The 21,361-nt window shown below is 33.5% G+C and carries 22 protein-coding genes; 19 read left to right on the top strand and 3 right to left on the bottom strand.

Annotation, left to right across the window (positions count from 1 at the left end; translation table 11 throughout):
- Positions 1 to 55 precede the first annotated feature (55 nt).
- Complete coding sequence (locus WJM97_RS03055; RefSeq protein WP_353931580.1) at positions 56 to 664, top strand: hypothetical protein; 609 nt, start codon at positions 56 to 58, stop codon at positions 662 to 664.
- 4 nt (positions 665 to 668) lie between these two features.
- On the opposite strand, the gene WJM97_RS03050 is transcribed toward WJM97_RS03055, so the two are convergent.
- Positions 669 to 1,520, bottom strand: a complete 852-nt coding sequence (locus WJM97_RS03050) for a lysophospholipid acyltransferase family protein (protein ID WP_353931579.1) — start codon at positions 1,518 to 1,520, stop codon at positions 669 to 671.
- A gap of 103 nt (positions 1,521 to 1,623) precedes the next feature.
- Complete coding sequence (locus WJM97_RS03045; protein WP_353931578.1) at positions 1,624 to 3,057, bottom strand: carotenoid oxygenase family protein; 1,434 nt, start codon at positions 3,055 to 3,057, stop codon at positions 1,624 to 1,626.
- 183 nt (positions 3,058 to 3,240) lie between these two features.
- Here WJM97_RS03045 and WJM97_RS03040 point away from each other — a divergent pair, with 183 nt between their 5' ends.
- From WJM97_RS03040 to WJM97_RS02995, 10 genes are all read left to right on the top strand, one after another.
- Positions 3,241 to 3,882, top strand: coding sequence for a nuclear transport factor 2 family protein (locus WJM97_RS03040; RefSeq protein WP_353931577.1), 642 nt, complete (start codon positions 3,241 to 3,243; stop codon positions 3,880 to 3,882).
- Positions 3,883 to 3,923: 41 nt separating this feature from the next.
- Positions 3,924 to 5,180 (top strand): glycosyltransferase, encoded by a 1,257-nt coding sequence (locus WJM97_RS03035; protein WP_353931576.1) that lies wholly within the window; start codon positions 3,924 to 3,926, stop codon positions 5,178 to 5,180.
- 17 nt (positions 5,181 to 5,197) lie between these two features.
- Positions 5,198 to 6,904, top strand: coding sequence for an amidohydrolase family protein (locus WJM97_RS03030; RefSeq protein WP_353931575.1), 1,707 nt, complete (start codon positions 5,198 to 5,200; stop codon positions 6,902 to 6,904).
- 97 nt (positions 6,905 to 7,001) lie between these two features.
- Positions 7,002 to 7,250 (top strand): hypothetical protein, encoded by a 249-nt coding sequence (locus WJM97_RS03025; protein WP_353931574.1) that lies wholly within the window; start codon positions 7,002 to 7,004, stop codon positions 7,248 to 7,250.
- Between the two features lie 310 nt (positions 7,251 to 7,560).
- A complete protein-coding gene (locus tag WJM97_RS03020; protein WP_353931573.1) occupies positions 7,561 to 8,613 on the top strand; it encodes a hypothetical protein in 1,053 nt (350 codons plus the stop codon).
- A gap of 126 nt (positions 8,614 to 8,739) precedes the next feature.
- A complete protein-coding gene (locus tag WJM97_RS03015; RefSeq protein WP_353931572.1) occupies positions 8,740 to 9,174 on the top strand; it encodes an Mpo1-like protein in 435 nt (144 codons plus the stop codon).
- On the top strand, positions 9,158 to 10,180 hold the full coding sequence (locus WJM97_RS03010) for an aromatic ring-hydroxylating dioxygenase subunit alpha (protein WP_353931571.1): 1,023 nt from the start codon (positions 9,158 to 9,160) through the stop codon (positions 10,178 to 10,180). The genes WJM97_RS03015 and WJM97_RS03010 overlap by 17 nt, the downstream gene beginning before the upstream one ends.
- Before the next feature lie 208 nt (positions 10,181 to 10,388).
- Positions 10,389 to 11,129, top strand: a complete 741-nt coding sequence (locus WJM97_RS03005) for a hypothetical protein (RefSeq protein ID WP_353931570.1) — start codon at positions 10,389 to 10,391, stop codon at positions 11,127 to 11,129.
- A 5-nt stretch (positions 11,130 to 11,134) separates the two neighbouring features.
- Positions 11,135 to 12,217 (top strand): aromatic ring-hydroxylating dioxygenase subunit alpha, encoded by a 1,083-nt coding sequence (locus tag WJM97_RS03000; RefSeq protein WP_353931569.1) that lies wholly within the window; start codon positions 11,135 to 11,137, stop codon positions 12,215 to 12,217.
- Positions 12,201 to 13,109: a ferritin-like domain-containing protein gene (locus tag WJM97_RS02995; protein ID WP_353931568.1), complete on the top strand. Its 909-nt coding sequence runs from the start codon at positions 12,201 to 12,203 to the stop codon at positions 13,107 to 13,109. The genes WJM97_RS03000 and WJM97_RS02995 overlap by 17 nt, the downstream gene beginning before the upstream one ends.
- On the opposite strand, the gene WJM97_RS02990 is transcribed toward WJM97_RS02995, so the two are convergent.
- On the bottom strand, positions 13,106 to 13,855 hold the full coding sequence (locus tag WJM97_RS02990; RefSeq protein WP_353931567.1) for an alpha/beta hydrolase: 750 nt from the start codon (positions 13,853 to 13,855) through the stop codon (positions 13,106 to 13,108). The two genes, WJM97_RS02995 and WJM97_RS02990, sit on opposite strands and share 4 nt — an antisense overlap.
- 104 nt (positions 13,856 to 13,959) lie before the next feature.
- Here WJM97_RS02990 and WJM97_RS02985 point away from each other — a divergent pair, with 104 nt between their 5' ends.
- The 8 genes from WJM97_RS02985 (at position 13,960) to WJM97_RS02950 (ending at position 21,351) form a co-directional block, all read left to right on the top strand.
- The gene (locus WJM97_RS02985) at positions 13,960 to 15,183 is read left to right on the top strand and encodes a P-aminobenzoate N-oxygenase AurF (RefSeq protein WP_353931566.1); all 1,224 of its coding nucleotides are present in this window, start codon (positions 13,960 to 13,962) and stop codon (positions 15,181 to 15,183) included.
- Positions 15,176 to 15,463, top strand: a complete 288-nt coding sequence (locus WJM97_RS02980; protein WP_353931565.1) for a 2Fe-2S iron-sulfur cluster-binding protein — start codon at positions 15,176 to 15,178, stop codon at positions 15,461 to 15,463. Before WJM97_RS02985 ends, WJM97_RS02980 begins: the two co-directional genes overlap by 8 nt.
- A 50-nt stretch (positions 15,464 to 15,513) precedes the next feature.
- Positions 15,514 to 16,536, top strand: a complete 1,023-nt coding sequence (locus WJM97_RS02975) for an aromatic ring-hydroxylating dioxygenase subunit alpha (RefSeq protein ID WP_353931564.1) — start codon at positions 15,514 to 15,516, stop codon at positions 16,534 to 16,536.
- Positions 16,537 to 16,597: 61 nt separating this feature from the next.
- The gene (locus WJM97_RS02970) at positions 16,598 to 17,350 is read left to right on the top strand and encodes a sterol desaturase family protein (RefSeq protein ID WP_353931563.1); all 753 of its coding nucleotides are present in this window, start codon (positions 16,598 to 16,600) and stop codon (positions 17,348 to 17,350) included.
- The gene (locus WJM97_RS02965) at positions 17,347 to 17,955 is read left to right on the top strand and encodes an acyl transferase (RefSeq protein ID WP_353931562.1); all 609 of its coding nucleotides are present in this window, start codon (positions 17,347 to 17,349) and stop codon (positions 17,953 to 17,955) included. The genes WJM97_RS02970 and WJM97_RS02965 overlap by 4 nt, the downstream gene beginning before the upstream one ends.
- A 237-nt stretch (positions 17,956 to 18,192) precedes the next feature.
- Positions 18,193 to 19,713 (top strand): GH3 auxin-responsive promoter family protein, encoded by a 1,521-nt coding sequence (locus WJM97_RS02960; RefSeq protein WP_353931561.1) that lies wholly within the window; start codon positions 18,193 to 18,195, stop codon positions 19,711 to 19,713.
- Complete coding sequence (locus tag WJM97_RS02955) at positions 19,691 to 20,461, top strand: thioesterase II family protein (protein ID WP_353931560.1); 771 nt, start codon at positions 19,691 to 19,693, stop codon at positions 20,459 to 20,461. Before WJM97_RS02960 ends, WJM97_RS02955 begins: the two co-directional genes overlap by 23 nt.
- 395 nt (positions 20,462 to 20,856) lie before the next feature.
- Positions 20,857 to 21,351 carry an Hsp20/alpha crystallin family protein gene (locus WJM97_RS02950; RefSeq protein WP_353931559.1) on the top strand — a complete coding sequence of 165 codons (495 nt, stop codon included), beginning with the start codon at positions 20,857 to 20,859 and terminating at the stop codon, positions 21,349 to 21,351.
- The last annotated feature ends 10 nt before the right edge of the window (positions 21,352 to 21,361 follow it).

Here is a 21,361-nt window from a genome sequence, read left to right as displayed (position 1 = left end):
GATAATAGTTAAATCACAAATGGCTAATAACTAATGACTAAGTAACTAATGACTAATGAACAAAGTTTATAATACTCAAGAACTGATAGAGATTGTAGCAGCAGAACGGCAAGCTTGCCTAAAAGGAAAGCGCCTAAAATTAGATGTAGCAGTTTCTGGAAACCCTGTTATAGACCAGTTGATTACAACAGAAGGGCTACAAAAATTTACAGCCTATCAAGATTTTAAAGCTTCTATTCATGAATATCAACGCCAAAATCAAGTTTCAGGAATTGTCTGGAAAGATTTAACTGTTAAAGGTAAAACTTTGAACTATCCAGAAGTAGACTCACATCTAATAGCTTTAGATCAGGATTTAGAAATATTAACAGCTGCCAAACAATCCATGCTAGAATTTTGGGATGGAATTACAGCAGAGATGGATTTATATTTAAGTGTCAGTAATGGTAGATTACACGAAAAAATTAATACTTTAGATGTAGAAAGAATTGCCCACAGGACAGAATGGGCAAGTTTTTTAAAGTGGGAAAACTCCAATTTTTTAGAATTAATTTTACAAATGGGCTGGGGAAAACCAGAAGAAGCAGCATATAAACGAGGTAGGCCACATTCTGGTAGTGAATTTATTCATGCAGTTAACCCTGGAAATTATCCTATTGGGTAATTAGTCATTGGTTATTTACTGTCACCTTGATAATTAAATTATCTAATTCTTGCTGCATTTTAGTTCTGACTAATTCATAACATTCATCTACATAATTGCGATCGCTGGCAGCTTCTTTTCCATAACGTTCAAAAATAATCGGTGGACAAACTCTGGTATGGATACGCGCTGGTAAGGGAATATTTGGCAATGGTCCGACAGCTAAACCCCAAGGTAAACCTAAGTAAATAGGAAACACTAACGGATCAACACCAAACAACCAAGGCATACCCATTTTATGGAGTTGCTGCACTGTTTTATATAAATCAGCCAGAACAATTAAAGTATCATGCGCTCCCCAGGAAATAGCCGGCACAATGGGGACATTTTCCCGTAGCGCTAACTTGATAAAACCGCGACGTTCAGCAAAATAGATTTTGTCCCGCAGTTGGTGAGGTCTAAATACATCTTCCGCACCACCGGGATAAACCAAAACACTCGCACCGGCACGAAAAGCCGCATAAGCCATTTTCGGATGAGCTATTACCGCACCACCTTTCATTGCCATTTCTGCCACTGGGGGAAAAACTTCCCACACTTTGGGGTGCATTAAACCATAAATTGGTCGTTGTGTCCCAAACCGGCGAAACCAGTCGTACAGCATCATAGATGTATCCGGGGATGCTAAACCGCCATTGTGAGAACCGACACACAGAATTTTCCCCTCTGGGATATTTTCCCAACCACTGGTTTCTACACGGAAGTAGAAGTTATATAAAATACCCAAGAGAGGCATGAGGTTTTCGATAAATTCTGGATCTCGCTGATCCAAAGACCAACCTGGTTTTGTGTTTTGGGTATGTTGTAGTTGTAACATTGAATTTATGTATCAGGATATATTAAGAATCCTAAACTATTTTAAAGGTAGGTGACAGATGACAGGTGACAGGTGACAGAAAAGTAAATTTTTGCCATAACTGTTAACTGTTTTTCCAAGTTCCGTGAAAACTATGGGGAATTACACTGGGTAAAGCGAGTTTACAAATGGGTTCTGCTTGTAAGCGTTGACTATCAAAGATCCAAACTTCGCTATTATTAGTATTTCCATCATAAACCACAGTTAAAATCCAACCTTGCTCAGAATTTTCGGGATCTTGAACATGAATAGGTTCAGAAGGATAGAGGTTTTCACCTAAATTTGCTTCTGTTAAAGTTGCGGTTTCATGGTTAAAACAAGCGATATTATTTAAAATTTCTCCTTGCATATCTGTTTCTTCCTTATAAATAGACATATAGCTATATTTGGAAAATTTACCCACATTGGCAGCGGGAACAGAAGGAAATTCACAAGTTCTATTTATGAGGATTTCTGTACCTGTAACTTTGCCGTTTTTGGGGTTAATTTGTAATCGTGTAAAAGTTGTTTTAGCAACTGTTTGAGTTTCAGCGCTGGCTACTTCTCGTAAAAATTCATTAGTTTGAAAATCAGCATATTTGGCAAAATCAATAATTACTGTTCCCCTATCATCAACATAAGCATTACTAAAATGCCATTGAAACCAAGGTTCTGTGATTCCCCGACTAACCAAAGACAAAGTTTCTCGGTCAAAAACTAAAATTTCTGTGCCTTTATCGGGTTGCCAAGTTAAACAATTACTGTAAGTATTAACTCCAAACAGAACAGGCCAAATATTCAAATACACAGCAGGGGCAAAAAATACTAAATATTGTCCTGCTAACACAAAATCATGGATGAATGGAAAACCTTTTAAAGTAAATTTTTCCTGTTTAATAATTTTGCCAGTTAAATTACTTTTATAAATATGCAGTATGGCATTAGGTCCAGGACTGACACCAAAATTGAAAATTTCACCAGTTTGATCATCAATTTTAGGATGTGCAGAATAGGGTTGTCCTTTAGGTAAAGCACCTAAATTATTTAAACCTTTAGTTTCTAAAGTTTGCAAATCTAAAGCATAAGGATTATTACCTTCCCAGAGTGCCAAAAGTTGATCAGGTAATGCTAAAACGGAAGTATTTGCAGAATTTTTAACGGGTTTTTGCCATTGATTCCAAATTGGGCCAGGTGCTGTCATGCCATAATTTCCATAGAGGAATTTACCTGCTTTTGTTTCTTTTTGATAACCAGCAGTTTGTACATAGCGATAAACGCCGGTAGCACCTGCATCAGTAAAATGAACGGCTAAAATTGCCCCATCTCCATCAAACCAATGACCAACCCGCATATTACCCCGTTCTAGTCTGGCTGCACCATTGCGGTAAATTGTACCTCGTAAACCAGCGGGGATTTTACCTGTAATTATTGGTAATGGAGTGGGAGGAAATTCGGTTGCTGGTTGGGATATGGCTTGTGACCAGGCTTTTTTGGTGGAGTTTTGATTAATTGTTTGCATGATTGTCAAGTAGATTTTATCAAGTAATTAATTTCTCTGAATATGGACATCCTAACTGCAAACAGAGATTTTGACGACGATTTAATTTAGACACAGATTATAAAAAATGCAAAACATATTGATTTTAACAAAAATCATCAAAATTCAGCTATTCTAATAAAAAATACGAATCAAGGTTTTTATATGATTAACCAGAAATGGAAAAGCATCTACAAATTTACTCAAATACTATTGAGTGTGTTGTTAGTGTTCGTAATTTGGAATGTCCCCCAAAATGCTCTAGCTGCTGATGTATCACCAGAGGATTTAAAATCTATTATTAGAACCAGAGATATTGCTTTAGAATCCCTCAACACTCGTGATTTTACCAAAGTTCAGCCTTATTTACATCCAGATTTTACAATTACAACTGTTGATAATCAAGTTTTTCATAAAGTTCCTGAATTTGAAACGTATTGGAATCAACAATTTTCTAATACAATTGAAGATATTAAAATGAAATTTAAGGGAGATACGTTAAGAACATTTCTCACCCCAGAAATAGATGTAGCCACAGGAGAAGCAATAACTACTTTCTCATTTAAAGATGGTAAATCAGCAGATATGGGTGTACGCTGGACGGCGGTTTTACAAAAATTGCCGGATAAATGGGTAATTCAATCTTTACATTTTTCTTCAAATCTTTTAGATAATCCTGTTTTGAAAGCTGCTCAACAGGTAGGTAAAATGATTGCTATTGGTGCAGGGATAGCAGGTTTTATGTTAGGGACTTTGATCATGTTATTATTACGTCGTAGAACTAGACCACGCAGCCAAAGGACATAGTAAATCAAGTGGAAATAAATACCCATCAGCCTAATAGGAATATGAACGTTAATAAATATCGCAGAGTTAAAGCAACTATTGTAGTTTTATTAGTCTGGTGTGGTGTTAGTTTACTGCATTTATTCCCTAAAACTAGATGGTTTATGGTAGTTTTAACTATTGTCTTAACTGTGCAAGCAGTGAGAATGTTAATAGCTAAACCAAAAAGTTATTTAATTGAAGATGATAGTTATTTACCCACAGTATCAATTTTAGTTCCAGCTAAAAATGAAAGTGCAGTTTTACCAGATATAGTTGATAGTATTTTTAAATTGGATTACCCAATTGAATATTTAGATATTTGGGTAATTGATGATGGTAGTATTGATGAAACTGATCAGGTTTTGCAACAATTAAAAACTGATTTTCCTCATTTACAAGTTTATAAAAGAGAATCAAAAGGTGGCAAATCTGGAGCTTTAAATGCTGTATTTCCCTTAACGAAAGGAGAGATAATTTTAATCTGTGATGCTGATGCAAAATTACCTGTTAATTTCCTGCGAAAAACATTACCTTTATTTCAGCATAAAAAAGTTGGTGCTGTACAGGTGAGGAAGTCTATTTACAATGCTGGAACTAATTTTTTAACCCGCTGTCAACAGATGGAAATGAACTGTGATAGCTTCCTGCAAACCCATCGGATAGTTATCGGGGGAATGTCAGAGTTAAGGGGTAATGGAATGTTAGTAAAGAGAGAGTTTATAGAAAAGTGTCATGGTTGGAATGAGGATACTATCACTGATGATTTAGATTTGTGTTTTAGACTGTATTTAGTTGGGGCAGAAATTGAATTTTTAACCTTTCCAATTATACAGGAAGAAGGGGTAACAAGTTGGAGAAAATTGTGGTTACAACGTCGTCGCTGGGCTGAAGGTGGTTATCAACGTTATCTTGATTATTTTCCTCAGATGTTAACTTTAGGCTTGTTTAAAGAAATTGATTTATTATTATTTTTATTATTGCAATTTATTTTACCAATTGGCTTAATTCCTGATTTATTTTGGACTTTATTCTATAGTCAAAATCCAGTTTTATTACCTTTGCAAACATTACTAAGTTTGATTTTAACAACTGCTTTTATCGCTGGACTTTATCAATTTCAAGGTTTACGAGGATTGTCATTATTATGGGCAACTATTCAAGGTTCATTTTATATGGTGCATTGGATTCCAATTATGATAATTACGACTTTAAAGATGTGTTTACAAAGAGAGCGATCGCCCTGGGTAAAAACTGAACACAAGGGTATAATTATTTAATATAAACAGGATTATAAATGCTAGATTTAATCATCAAAAACGGTTTAAAATTCGATGGTTTAGGTTCTCCCCCAATACTTCAAGATATAGGTATTGAAAACGGCCGTATTGTCACCATTTCCCCATTCATAACTTCCCAAGCTCATGAAATAATAGACGCAACTAATTTATGGGTGACACCGGGCTTTATAGACATTCATACACACTACGATTTAGAATTAGAAATTGCACCGGGTTTGAGTGAATCAGTACGTCATGGAGTTACTAGCGTAGTTATTGGTAATTGTAGTTTATCTGTTGCCATTGGTGAACCACAAATGTTAGCAGATATTTTCCAAAGAGTAGAGACTTTATCTCATACATTAATTGCTAAATGGTTAGATAAATCTCTTTCTTGGCAAACTCCAGCAGAATATTTACAGCATTTACAAACATTACCATTAGGTGCAAATATTGCCCCATTATTTGGCCATAGTGCTTTACGCGCTCACGTCATGGGTTTAGAAAGAAGTTTAAAAAAACAACCCAGTAAATTTGAATTAAAAATCATGGAACGCATTGCTGCTGATGCTCTAGAAGCAGGTTTTATTGGTATTTCTATTGATATGTTTCCCTGGCACAGAATGAGTGGAGAATGGCAAGGTGATAGTATTCCTTCTCAACACGCCAAATTTAAAGAATATGCGATGTTAGCTAATTTATGTCAGCAGCGGGATCTAGTTTTTCAAGTTACACCTAACATTAAAAAAATAGGTTCATTTTTAGAAATTTTATGGATGAGTTTAGGGATAATTAAAAAACCACTACGGTTAACAGTTCTCTCGGCTTTAGATGCTGTTCATAACCGCAAAATGTGGCGAATGTTTGCCCCTATCCTATTTATTTGGAATCGCATTTTACAAGGTAATACTCGTTTTCAAACCTTAACCGAACCATTTACAATTTTTTCTGATGGTGCGGTTACACCTTTATTTGAAGAATTTACTACCGGAGCAAAACTGAATAGTTGTCAGTCAAGACAGGAAAGATTAGAATTATGGAAATCTGAAAGTTTTTGTGATCAATTTATTCAAGAGTGGAATAATAAAAAATATCCAGCATTTCATCGGCAATTAGAGTTAATGGAAGTTGTAGAATGTCCTGAAAAAAGCTGGGAAGGTTTGACTTTTACAGAAATTGCTCACCAACAAAAACAAGAACCTTTAACGTTTTTTATTGACGCATTACAAAAATATGATACTGATTTACGTTGGGTAGCAACAGGAGCAAATGATCGCTTAAAACCTCGCTTAAAAATGATGAAACATCCGCATATTTTCCCTGGGTTTACTGATGCTGGCGCTCATGTTCGTAATTTGGGTTATTATGATGGAGCAATATCTTTATTAAAACAAGCAATTGCTACTAATTTTTTAGCTCCTGAAGCTGCAATTTATCGAGTTACGGGAGAACCTGCTGAATGGTTTCGTTTAAATACGGGGGTAATTAAAGTTGGTGCAAAAGCTGATTTATTATTAATTGATCCTTTGGGTTTAAATCAACCTTTGAGTCCCCAATTGCAAATATCAGATCCGGTTTTAGATGGGGAAATGCGGATGGTAAAACGGGGTTCTGAGGAAATAATAAAAGCGGTTTTTATTAATGGGGTAAAGGTTGTTAATAATGGGGAAGTTAGTGATGTTTTGGGAAGGGAAAAGTTGGGGGATGTTTTGTTTCCTGTTTGAGTTATTTCACGCAGAGACGCAGAGAGAGTTACAAGAATTAAATTTTTATGTTAAGGTTGCATTTATAGGTAGGTTATAAACAGGAAAGGTACTTGTAATGACTATTGATAATAATAATTCTCAACAAAGTTTTTCTCTCAAGGCTATTTACAGATTTATTGGGGGTGCTACCCTTGGTGCTTTTGTTGTCAGTATTCCCATTTTGTATGGTTCATCTACCAATTTAAGCCTATTTCAAGTAGGTATTGCATCATTGTTAATTATTTTGTGTGGTTTACTATCAAGTATTTGGGGTGAAAAATTTATCAATGCAGTAATGGATATATTAAATGCATCTAGTTTGTAGTTTTAATTTCTGCGATTTTGTATTATTAAAATTCACCCCATAGGACAAGTATCAAAATTTTATATATACAGCAGAAGTCAGGGCAAAAGTATCTTTTTGTCTAGGTATCAATCTCGGTTATGTACCTTCATATACAATCTGCTTGCGTTGCCATTGATCATTGTTGTCTGGGTTTAGAGGATTCCAGTACATAATGGTAGATTTTGACATGATAAGTTTTTGTTAAGAAAAATATTAAATACAGAAACTTTCAGTATAATTAATGAGTCATTAATATTGAAAGTTAATTATTTGTTGAAGTTAACATTTTATGCAACAACCAAAAAAAGTATATCATATTTCTTGCCTCAACATCGCTATTCTTGCCAGTATTACAGGAATAATGGCAATTAATGATCAAAGTTTCGCTACGGATAACAAACAACAAACAGCTACATTACAAAATAGCATGAAGAATATTTCTGTAAATAGAAATATTGTAGAAATTAATCATAAAAATCAACAAATTTACGCTAATCAAAATAATCAAGTTTCTCTACAAACAAATATGGTTTATCGGGAAGCAAGAATATTAATTATGCAGCAAGGATGGCGACCTAATTTACAAGGTGAACAGCCTAATTTACGCTCTCCAGTTGTTAAGGAATTATTTGATTTAGGATATCAAGAAATTAAAGACTGTGCTGGTTCTGGTGAGGGTGCTTGTCGGTTTGAATTTGTGAATGATGAAGGCGAATTGTTAGTAGTTACTGCCATAACAAGGGGATATGAAAATAAAATAAGGTTTGTCAAAAAATGGTGGATTGAGAAAAATTCAAATATTATTCAACAAAGTTCAACCCCAAAAATTGCTGATGGTTATTATGCTTTAGGAGGAACAGGTCAAGGTTTAGAAGTTAAAGGAAAACAATACCGATATTATGATGAGGAGGGAAAACAATCTTGGCAATCTATTAATGATTTAAAGTATATTAAAAATGGCGTTTTATCTGCTCGTCAAAATTATTGGTGTTTATCAACTCTTGCACCTCAAGGTAAACCCGCTGTTTGTTCCGAAAATGGCTGGAAAACTCCAGAAATATTGCCATTTATAGGCACTAGATACTATAACTTTTTGGGTGGTAGTGGGACTGGTCAAACAATTACAATTAAGGATGATGGTAATGCGATAGTTAAAATTATTGGCACTCAAAATACTTCTGTGATTTATGAAGGCAAATTTACTAACCCATTGATATTTGTAGAGGGAGATGGAATTCTGATTAAGGATAATAAAATTTATTTGTTAGGTAGAAATCGAAAATTTGCAAAAGGTTGCAAAGGTGAAGGAATAGTCTGTGAATCAGAACTTTATGAGCCTTAAAAAATTTGTGTCTCATATGTGCTTGTACGTTTAATTTGTATAATTCTATCGGGCAGATGTCCGCACTACAATTATTAATTGATAATGTTTATCTTTTGATATTCAATAACTGCTGAAAACTGAAATATGAATAACATCAATTACCATCCTCAACAAAATTTAATAAATCAAACAAGAAGTAAAATCAATAATCAAATCACTGATCATCCTTTTACTGACTACTGGGATATTTTTGTTCTCAAACATCAGCATCCTATTAATATTAGTTTACATATTCTTGGCATCTTATTTTTTTATTGTTTACTTTTTCTAACTTGGAAATTACAAAACCTCTGGTTGCTTTTAGGTTTACCTTTAACACAGTTAATAGGATTATTAGGACATATTTTATTTGAACCTAGCCATATTGATCAACAAGATGCTATATTTTCTTGGAGAGCTTCCTATTGTTTGGGTAAAATGTTGCTTAGGGTTTTGATGGGTAAATATCAAGATGATATTTATCAAAGACAGGAAATATTAAACAATTATTTAATAAAAAATCATGCAAATATTCAATAATTGGGATATCGTAGCTAAAGGCTGGTATATTGCTTGTGCTAGTCAGGAAATTCCTAAAAAACAGGCTAAATCGGTAGAATTATGTGGTCAAAAGATTGTTATTTTTCGTGGTGAAGATGGACAAGTTAGGGCTTTAGATGCTTACTGTCCGCACTTGGGAACGGATTTAGGAATTGGTAAGGTTGATGGTAATTTAATTCGTTGTGTTTTTCATCATTGGGCATTTGATAAAGACGGAATTTGTGAAGATATTCCCTGTCAATCAGAAATTCCTAAAAAAGCCAAAGTTAAATCTTATGCAACAGCAGAAAAGTATGGATTTATTTGGGTTTATCCTGATAGGAATGCACTAGAAAATTTAGTAGAATTTGATGAATTAAAAGGTAAAGAATTAGTCGCAGAACCTGATCAAGCATTTACGAGAAATTGCCATTATCACATCTGTATGATGAATGGAATTGATGCTCAACATTTACGAACTATTCATCATTTAGATATTGAAATGGAATTATCTTTAAATCGTAGTCAATTAGGGACAACAATTGATTTTACAATGGTGGGAGAATTTCCCCAAACTACTTGGCGAGAAAGATTAGGTAAAAAGTTTTTAGGTTCTAAATATCAATATTCTATGCGCTATGCAGATGGTTGTATAGGTCTATTAACTATGATGAAAAATGTGAGACTTTTCCCTCCTTTACATCTGATTTATGCTTATACTCCCATTACACCAAGAAAAACAAAGATTCAACCAATTTATGTCACAGAAAAACGACCAGGTATTTTAGGTTTTTTGATTAGTAAATTTTTGTTATTTTGTACTCGTTTAGCTTACTATATGCTCAGAGATGAAGATGGCAAAATTTATGATAATATTCAATTTAACCCTCAGTTGCTGTTAAAAATTGATCAACCACTAGCTGAATATATGCAGTATGTTAACAAGTTAGAACCATCTCAATGGTCAAAAAATGAAGTTCAGATCCCCGACTTCTCTAAAAAATAGGATATGAAGGAATATAAATAACCATTTTTAAATCTGTCACATAACTGTGTAACTGGAAATCTTTAGAAGTAAGGGGAAATCTGAATAAATTATTGTAGTGTAGATAACCATTTTAAAATCTGTCACAGGACTGTGTAACTTTAATTCTGCAATCGCTACAGTTTTATTTAAGACCCGTTATCAATATATTTCAAGTAATTACCGAATAATGAAAAGCTTACTTATTCCTGTAGAGAATTTGCAGTCAAGCGATCGCACAGCTATGTATATGCTGCTGCAAAATCACTTTCAAGGTATCACCTGGAATGCTTTTGAAATTGACCTAAAACGTAAAAACTGGGTGTTATTATTAAAAAATGAAACATCTAATACACTCCAAGGATTTTCTACTCTTAATTTCTGCCAAAAAACTATTAATGGTGAAAAAATTAGTGTGGTTTATTCCGGTGATACCATAGTTGATCCTAGTGCTTGGTCAAGTGTAACATTACCACAAAGTTGGGTTGCAGCTATTAAATTTCTCCGTCATCAATATTCTGTTCAAAAACTATATTGGTTATTAATTTGTTCTGGGTTTAGAACTTATCGTTTTCTCCCTACATTTTGGCAGGATTTTTATCCACGTTATAATTTGAAAACACCTATAGATATTGAAAATATCATGGGTAGTTTAGCTAAACAATACTATGGTGATTTTTATGAAGAAACATCTGGTATAGTTCGTTTTCCTTATCCACAAACTTTAAGAGAAGGGTTGATTGAAATACCATCAGGAAGAGAAAAAAATCCTCATATTCAGTTTTTCACACAAAAAAATCCAGGACATATCAATGGAGATGAATTAGTGTGTATAACTGAATTTACTTATGATAATCTTACCCGTGCTGGAAAACGGATGTGGAATGGAAAATCATCCTTAGAAATTGTCCAAGATTATATTTTGATTTAACTATTATGGCATCTACAATCCTAAAGACTAATTTTAATAATTCCATGCAATTTATAGAAGGTTGGTACTGGGCTTTACCATCAAAAAAATTAAAACTTGGTAAAGTTAAACCTGTAACTTTATTAGGTAGAAATTTAGCGATTTATCGAGGATTTAGTGGAGAAGTAAAAGCCGTAGACGCTTATTGTCCACACATGGGAGCGCATTTAGCAGAGGGAAAGGTAGAAGGTAATGATATTCGTTGTTTTTTTCATAATTGGAAATATGATGAAAGCGGAAATTGTGTAGAAATTCCTTCTTTAGAAAAACCCTTACCTGTGTATATAAAGACTTGGGAAACAGCAGAAAAATACGGGATGATTTGGGTTTGGGTGGGGGAAGAAAAAGCAAATGTATTACCCTTTGTTCCCGAATTAGAACAGGTAGAATGTAATTATATGTTGGGAACTAAATTTATTAAAAATTGTCATCCCAATGTGTTACTAATTAATGCCATTGATGCTCACCATTTTAACACAGTTCACAATCTACCGTTAGAAATTATTTTTGATTCTCAAAGTTTAAATAATAACGCCATTACTTTTAGTAATACTACACGAGGAGGTAATGATTCTTGGTTTATTCGTCTCGTTCGTCCTTTGTATAAAGAACAAGTTACTTATAGTATGTGTTACTGGTATGGTAGCACTGGTACTGTAACATTAGGTCCTGATTTTCTGCACTTTTATATAATATTTTCCCTGCGAATGATAGAGGGAGGAAAAACCGAAGGACAGACAATTTTAGTAACTCCCAAACGTCAGGGAATTTTAGGATGTTTGATAAATCCAATTTTATTATGGTTAACCCAAAGAGTTGGTAATTACTTTGCAAAAGGAGATACCCAAGTATTTGAAACCATTGAATTTAATTTCCAAAATCCCACCAAAGCAGATCAATCAATTTTACAATTTATTCATCATGTCAATCAGCAAAAATCATTAAATTGGGGAACATGGGAAGCAGTAGATGATATCAATAATAAAAACGTAAAACCTCAGTTAAAAAAGAATTTACTGGCATATAAACAACATGAATTCAACATCTAAAATTGTCGGTTTTGATTTACCTCATCTAGATGCGGAACATCGTTTACAAAGGATTTTCACCGCAGCATTACCAGAATATAAAAAAAATCAACATCAGCAAAAAATAAATTATTGGAATGCTAATTTTTTCAACTTACATCAAGTGAAAATATTTCAAGAATCAGATATTAATGAACAATCACAAATCTTAGAAATTACCAATCTTAGCTTATTAACCGAATCCTATTTTATTGAAAAAGCAGGAGTAGGTTATATGGCCAAGATGGTTTTATTAGCGGAAACAGTAGAAGAAAGAATGTTATATGGGATGTTCACTGCTGATGAAACTACCCACCTCCAACAAATCATCAATTTTCTCCCAAACACAGAATTAACTAACACTGACAATCCCTTTTTAAACCTATTATCAGAAGTGGTAGAAAGCGATGATAAAACGGTATTATTATTTGTGCTGCAAGTGGTATTAGAAGGATGGGGTTTAACTCATTATCGTCGTTTAGCTAAACACTGCCAAAACCCCATTTTTTCAGAAATTTTACAGAGTTTTTTACAAGCAGAATCTCGACATCATGCAACCGGCACAACATCATTTCAAGAAATGTCAATTTCTGCATCTAGTCAAAAAATCATCATAGAAATACTCTCTCAGTTTTTATTCATGGTACAAGTGGGACCCCAAGAAATATTAACAGCAATTGAACAGGTAAAAGGAGAATTAACAAAAGTGCAAAAAATCCAAATTTTGGAAGAATTAGACACAGAAAACCATAGCGGAACAAGATTAAAAATACTGCAATCTTTGATGAATATGCCATCAGCTAATAATATCTTACAAAGATTAGCAGAAAAGGGAGCATTTACACCACTCCCCGCCTATCAATGTGTGTTTTAATCAGCCGCATCTGTTAATATTTTTGCAAGTTGTTGAGGATGAGATAAGTGAGGGCAATGTCCACCAGGTAGTTCTATAGGCTCAATTCCTAAACGTTTACGTGCAGCATACTTTGACCATTCAGGAGAAATTATTTGGTCATTATTACAGACAATATATTTATACTCGACATTGGGTAAAGATTGCAGAGGATTGACTTCAAAAATATACGCCATTGATTGTTGTAAACGCCTTTTTGAGAGTGCCATTTCTACTACTTCTGGTGAACAATCATTGTAAAAAATTTCTTTTAATACTGCTACATCAGAAAAATCTCTACCCAAAGAAAGGGGGTGAAACATATTCGGTTCATCATCAAATTGTTTAAATTCATCGGTATTTTGACGTTCATAATTAAATGATTTTAGAGTATCGGTATCAAAATTATGGGCAAATTGATCAATTGTACTTTTACCAGGATGGGGTATCAAAGCAGCTAAAAATACTAACTGACGGATTTTATGAATTTCTGCTACCAAAGGAATAATTGTACCAGCCATTGAGTGACCAACTAAAATAATATCATCATTGGTTTTTGGTAGTGTTTGAGATACTATGGTCGCAAATTCTAACAAATTCACAGATGAATCTTCGATGGGTAAATCCATTGTTACAACTGTATGACCTTGTGCTTGTAAATGAGGGATTAATAAATCCCAAGTCCAAGCACCTTGAAAAGCACCATGAACTAAACAAAAAATACTCATACAGATCAGGAATTATGATAATTGACATTGAATAATAGTTTAGATTCTGTTGCTAAAAATGTCAAAAATTATCATTAATATCTTTGTTTATCCCTAAAAATTCTATGAATACAACAACTCAAAAATTATCAGAACAGTCTGCAACATACCGCAAATTACAAATAAACCACACCCGTAATAAACAACAAGATCATACTACTTTAATGAATGAAGTAGTTGATCAATTTAATTATGAAGAATGTAAACATGAATATTGGCAATCAGAGGAATTTTCTTTACTTTATGGTACACCTTTATGGGAACAATCAAGCCCCTACCAAAAAACTATTTTAAATCATCTTTATTGGGTGGCTTATTATTCTCAAATCGTATCCGCAGAAATAGCAACTATTTATTTTAATCAAACCAGTGCAACGGGACTTTATGCCCATGAAGATTTTCGTTTAATTTGTGATACATTAGATTTAGAATCAGCACAAGAACGAGCGCACATTCACGCTTTCCGCACTATTTCTAAAGAAACAGAATTAGCATTATTTGGTAAAGAAATTTTTACCTATCCCATGCGGACACCGTTTGTAGAAACAATGGTTTATGCTGATACTAATTTTTTAAAAACATGGTGGAAAAAAATCCAATTACAATATTTTGGTTTAATTTCTGCAAGTAATACATTTTTAGCTTGTCAGTATTTTACTGTGCGGGGAGTCAGGACATTAAACGGTAAATTAGTCCAACATAAACTGAGTAATTTCTATCAAAAAAATCCCAATAAGGAAACTGCACCTATTCCCGCAAAAGTTTCTTACTATCATTTTATGGATGAGAGTTTTCATTTTAATAGTTCTACAATTATCTCCCATGATGTGATTACTTGTCTTGCACCTCCGACTAAATTTGAAAGTTTGGTAGCTAACTTAGGGGTGCTGGGATGTCAAAAAGATCATTTTCACTTTTCAGCAGCGATAAATGGCATTTTTTGGTATGATCCGGCGTTGTATGGGAAGATTTATCAGGTCTTGATATCTCCGATTTTTAATATGAATGATCACGATGCAAAAGAGATGATGCGACGCTGTTTTACTGAAGAGTCGGAAGGTTTACACCGCAGTTTTGCTACTCATCAAGAAGCAAGAAATTCTTATCAGGTTTATGTAGAAAAATTAGATTATTTATGGTTAAAAAATCGAGAGATGTCTTTGATGGAGGGTAATTCTATTGATAGGTATTTAGCAATTCAAAGAAAGGAGTTTAGAAAGTTTGCAGAAAATAAAGATTTATCTCACGCAGAGACGCAGAGACGCGGAGAGGTTTTGAATTATGGCTGATTTGTGTAAGGTATCATTTCCAGGGAGTGATTTTGAAACTATTATTTTAGATATTCATAGTCAGTTATCTGAACATTTAACAATTCAAAATTCACCTGTATTATTTGGTTGTCGGACTGGTATTTGTGGTACTTGTTTAGTTGAAGTTGTGGGTGATATTCCTCCTCCTAAAACTGATGAACAGGAAATGTTAGAAATATTAGCAACCAACAATAAAAAAGCGCGGTTAGCTTGTCAAATTGATATTATCAGTGATGTAGAAATTCGGATCATTAAATAGCTAATTCCTCTGCGTTCTCTGCGTCTCTGCGTGAAATAAATTTAAATATTATGCAACTAACAGACTTTTGGTACATAGTCGCACTCAGCAAACAATTAAAATCTAACCAAATATTACAAAGAACCGTATTAAATGAATGGTTAGCAATATTTCGCGGTGCAGATGGAAAACCCGTAGCTTTACGCGATCGCTGTTTACATAGAAACAGTCGTTTATCTCCGGGAAAAGTCCATAATGGTACTTTACAATGTCCCTATCATGGGTGGGTATATGACAATGCTGGGAATGTAATTTCTGTCCCCGCAGAAGGAAATGATTTCAAATCTTCACCTCCCAGATGTGCAAAATTATATCCGACAAAAGAACAGGATGGTTATATTTATGTGCGGTTAACTGATAACCCAGAAATTGATTTTTCACCTTTTTTAATGCCATATTATCAACAACCAGGATGGGAAACTGTCAGGGTAATAAATAGGTTTGCAAATAACGTTACCAACTGTGCAGAAAACTTTATTGATATTCCCCATACCGCTTTTGTTCATCCTGGAGTTTTTCGGAATAATCGTCAACAAAAATTAGAGATGACCGTGGAACGTTACAATGGTTCGGTGTTAGTAGAATATCACAATGAAAATAATAATTTAGGGTGGTATAGTCGGTTTTTAAATTCTCAAAATTCAGAGATAAAACATAGCGATAAATTTTTTATGCCAAATATAACATCTGTAGAATATATTATGGGTAAAAATCGTCATTTGTTTATTACAAGTCAATCAATTCCTGAAACTGAAAATTCAACTTTGGTGTATACAGATGTTACTTATAATTATAGCATTTGGAATAAATTAGCTCGTCCTTTTATTTGGTGGACTGCACAACATATTATTGGTCAAGATGTAAAAATATTGGCAGTTCAAGGAGAAACTATTGCTAAATACGGGACGCAGTTTTTTAATACTCCTGCGGACACAATTCATGTTTTTGTAGAATCAATTATATCAGCTATCTCTCGCGGTGAAGATCCGCGTTTGTTACCGAATAAATCAGTCAAAGTTAAATTTTGGGTTTAGTTTAATTGAACGCAGATAAACGCAGATAGACGCAGATAAATTGAGTTTTTAAGGTGGATTTATGGATATAGATAATTTTTCACAATTTATCATTTTTGCAGCTTTTATCAGTCTCACTGCTGGGACTTTTATCAATAAAATTAGTAGAAATAAACTCAGACTTAAAAAAATCGAAGATTGGTTAATTGATGGTATAAGTTTAACAATTCAAGGAATTTTTATTCCTCTATTACAAGCAACCTTAGTTTATTCCCTTTATCATCATCTGTTCCCTCAATATCAAGGATATCTGAAACTTTCACCAATTCTATCTTTTATCCTCAGTTTTCTAATAATTGACTATATATATTATTGGAATCATCGTTTATTACATAGTCAAAAATTTTGGAATATTCATCAAGTCCATCATACAATTACAGACATGGATGTTTTGGGAACTTCTCGTAATACTATCTGGACAAGTTTGTTTATTATTTATTTATGGATACATCCTTTATTTATCTACTTTTTATCAGATCCTACAGCTTATTTATTAGGAATTAGTTTAACATCGGCTTTGGATTTATGGAGACATAGCGGTTTATTGATTGCTACTAATAGTTGGTTTTGTCAATTATTATCTCCTTGGTTAATCTTACCACAAGATCACGATTGGCATCATTCCAGGGAAAATCATCATTATAATTATGGTGCAAATTTCAAACTTTGGGATAAAATACATAGAACGTATTATCAAAATAAAGAATTACCAAAAACACTGGGAATTGATACTTCATTAAACTTATTTCAAAAACTTTTTTTCCCCTTTGTATGACTTTTTTAAGTACAATTCTTGCGTTTTTCCCAACTTTGATATTATTGCTAACTGGTTCAACCATAGTTTACTTTATTTATTCCCATAATTTTATTTGCATCTTCGCTATTTTCTTCTTTATTTACGGTTTACCATTGCTAGTTTATCGTTTACATAAAAAAAATTATCGAATTACAGAAGGAATTAGTTATTTACAAGATCAAAAATATATTCCTTGGTGGGGTAGTCATCAAATACAAGTGATTTATATTGCTATTCCTGTATTAGAATCAGTATTAAGATTAATTCCCGGAGTGTTTTCTATGTGGTTGAGATTATGGGGGTCTAAAATTGGTAAAAATGTTTATTGGACACCAGGTTTAGAAATTGCTGACCGTGGTTTATTAGAAATAGGTAATAATGTGGTTATGGGTCATCGTGTGGGAATTTCTTCTCATGTCATTAAACCACGCAAAGACAACCTGATGTTGTATGTGAAAAAAGTAAAAATCGGTAATGATGTTTTTATTGGTGGTGGAACTCTCATTGCACCTGGTGTAGTTATTCATGATGGTCAATTTATTGCTGTGAATACAACTCTTTTACCTAATCAAAAGGTAAAGTGATTTATGAATAATAATACGGATGAATAGTATAGTAGTCTGGTTTCTCTGAATTATTAGGTTGAGCTAATAAAAACTCATTAGCTGTAATAGATGAAATTGCTAAATTTTGACTGCTAATGTCTTTATCAACACCTTTAAAGTGATATGAAAGTATTTGGGTATCAATAATCAAATCCAAAGTTTATATTTCTCCATAGAGTGTATAAATATTCATTATACGTAAATTTTTCATCAAATATGATACGTCCCATAATTCAACTATTTGCAAAAACCCTCACTCCCACAGCTAACAGATTTTATCAATCATTATCACACCCTGAATTAACCCAAAAATCCGTAAAACAGGAAATTTGCAATCTACTAATTAACAGTGAATATGGTAAGTCATTAAATATGAATTCCCTCGATGATTGGCAACATTTACCCATTGTAGATTATGATGATATTGCTCATCATTTACAATACCAAAATAAACAAATAGCACTCACACCAGAACCAATTTTATTTTATGAGAAAACCTCTGGAAGTAGCGGTGCTATTAAATATATTCCCTATACCCAATCTTTAAGAACATCATTTAATCAGATGTTCTGTGTTTGGGTGCATGATTTAATTACCAATGGTCCAAAATTCAACACAGGTAAACTTTACGCTTGTATTTCTCCCCAATTAAATCTAGAAAATCAAACTTTACAAGATGATTTAGATTATTTAGATCCTTGGTTACGTTGGTTTTTGCGTCTTTGGTTAGTCATTCCTGACAAAATGACAACTTTAAAAAATACCAATTCCTTTCAACATCAATTAGCTTTAGCTTTACTAAAAGCAGAAAACCTAGAAACTATTTCTATTTGGAGTCCGAGTTTTTTACAAGTACAATTAAAATACATCCAAGAAAATCGAGATTTTTTAAAAACAGAACTCAAAAAAAGTATATCATCTCAACGGTTAAAATTATTAGATGAAAATAATATTAACTGGGTGGAAATTTGGCAAGATTTAAAATTAATATCCTGTTGGGATAGTGCTAATGCTGCTGATCAAGCACAGGGATTAAAAAATCAATTTCCCGGTGTTTTAGTGCAAGGTAAAGGACTGTTAGCAACAGAAGCACCTATGACAATTCCCTTAATTAAAGCTGGGGGATATGTACCAATTTTAGATCAGGTATTTTTTGAATTTGAGGATGACGATCATAACATCTATAATTTACATGAATTGAATGTAAATCAAGAATACAAAATCATCTTATCTCAAAAAGGTGGATTATATCGTTATCGGATTGGAGATAGAATCAAAGTCACCCATTACCATCACAATACACCTTGTTTACAATTCATCGGTAGAAATCAAACTACCAGCGATTTAGTCGGGGAAAAATTACCGGAAACTTTTGTTAAAAATGCCCTAGAAAAATTGAACTTGCAAAATACAAACTTTAAAAGTTTAGTCCCTATTTCTCAACCACCTCATTATATTTTATTATTAGATTCAGCTACAGAAACACCAGAAAAAATTGCTCAAAAACTAGATCAAAGCCTATCAAAATCATATCATTATCAACGAGCGCGAACATTAGGACAACTTACAGAACCAGAGGTTTTTATATCTGAAAGCATTCCCGAAATTTTAGTTAATTATCATCTCAAAAATGGTGGTGTTTGGGGAGGAATAAAACATCAAATTTTGGTAAAATTACCTATGAGCATTGAACTTTTACAAGCAATCAAAAATCATGACCACCAAAACCACCTTTAACTCCTGGATAACTCGTCCTCAACCCAACCCCCACGCAAAAATGCGTCTCTTCTGCTTACCCTACGCAGGAGGTAGTGCAGTCATATTTCGCACCTGGCTAAAAAACCTACCCCCAACCATCGAAGTATGTCCCATAGAAATTCCAGGGAGAGGAAGACAAATGATATTACCTCCCCATACAAAAATGCCATCTTTAGTAGCAGAAATAGCCAAAAATATCATCCCATTTCTAGATAAACCCTTTGCAATTTTTGGTCATAGTATGGGTGGACAAGTCAGCTTTGAACTTGCACGGTTATTAAGATCAGATTATCAATTAAAACCAATACATTTATTTATTTCTGGTCGGAAAGCACCTCAAATAAATTCTACCAAAAGAAAAATTTACAACTTACCAGATCAAGAATTTTGGCAAGAAGTCAACAAATTAAATGGTACTCCTAATGAAGTCATAGAAAATGCCGAAATGATAGAAATTTTTTTACCCATTCTCAGAGCAGATTTTACAGTATTAGAAACTCATATTCACACAAACCAGCAACCTTTTGATTTCCCTATCAGTGTTTTTGGAGGTTTACAAGATACAGAAGTTCCCACATATCAACTAGAAGCATGGAGAGAACACACCACCGCAAATTTTTCATTACAAATGCTTGAGGGTGATCACTTTTTTCTCCGTTCTAATGAAAAACTTTTATTAAGTAAAATATCTCAACAGCTTCGGGAAAATTCCATGATTAATATTTGATATTTGATTCTCAACTATATCCAAAACCCTTAAATTTTGTAGGTTGGGCTGAACTGTTTATTAACCCAACCACTAAATAAGTTTATTAGTTAGTTTATTAGTTTTCCAACTTTGAATATAAGAAAAATTGAGATATTTGTAACTACCCAAAGATAGATTTTACACATTTTAAATTTGTACCAAAATATAAAAAACCAGGTACGGCTATTGCGATCTTTATAGCTATAAAACCGAACATACTAAATTTAAATCTTGGTGTTATTCTTGATTTAGGAAGCAAAAGATAAAGCTTCACGCAGTGAAAGATTTAAAAAATATACGAGTATTGTTTGCCATCTGTGAAGCTGAAAATTGAGCCTCCCCAAGCCAAATTGAGCATTCTAGAGGAGATAAATATGGCATTAGTTCGTTGGGACCCCATCCGTGATCTTGAACGTCTAGAACCATTCCGTGAACTGGAACGTTGGGATCCATTCCACGAAATGGACACCCTACAACGGCGGATGAGTCGTTTATTTGAAAGAATGTTACCAACTGACGGTGGTGAAAGAGCAGGTATTACCTTTGTTCCTGCGGCTGAACTGGAAGAAACAGATGATGCCTTGAAATTAAAACTAGAACTACCTGGTCTTGAAGCCAAAGACGTGAATGTAGAAGTAACTCCAGAAGCAGTTTCTATCACTGGTGAAAGAAAATCAGAAACTACCACGGAGAGAGAAGGTTACACTCGTTCAGAATTTCGTTATGGCAAATTCCAAAGAGTAATTCCTTTACCTTCTACCGTCCAACATGAACAAGTTCAAGCTGAATATAAAGATGGTATTTTGCGATTGAACTTGCCAAAAGCTGAACCAGAAAAACAAAAAGCTTTTAAAGTTAATCTCGGTTAGTTTTAAGTTA

This window comes from Okeanomitos corallinicola TIOX110 (assembly GCF_038050375.1).
GTDB classification, from domain to species: Bacteria; Cyanobacteriota; Cyanobacteriia; order Cyanobacteriales; family Nostocaceae; genus Okeanomitos; species Okeanomitos corallinicola.
Note: the sequence above shows the minus strand (reverse complement) of the source record. Positions and strands in the feature narration are given on the sequence as shown.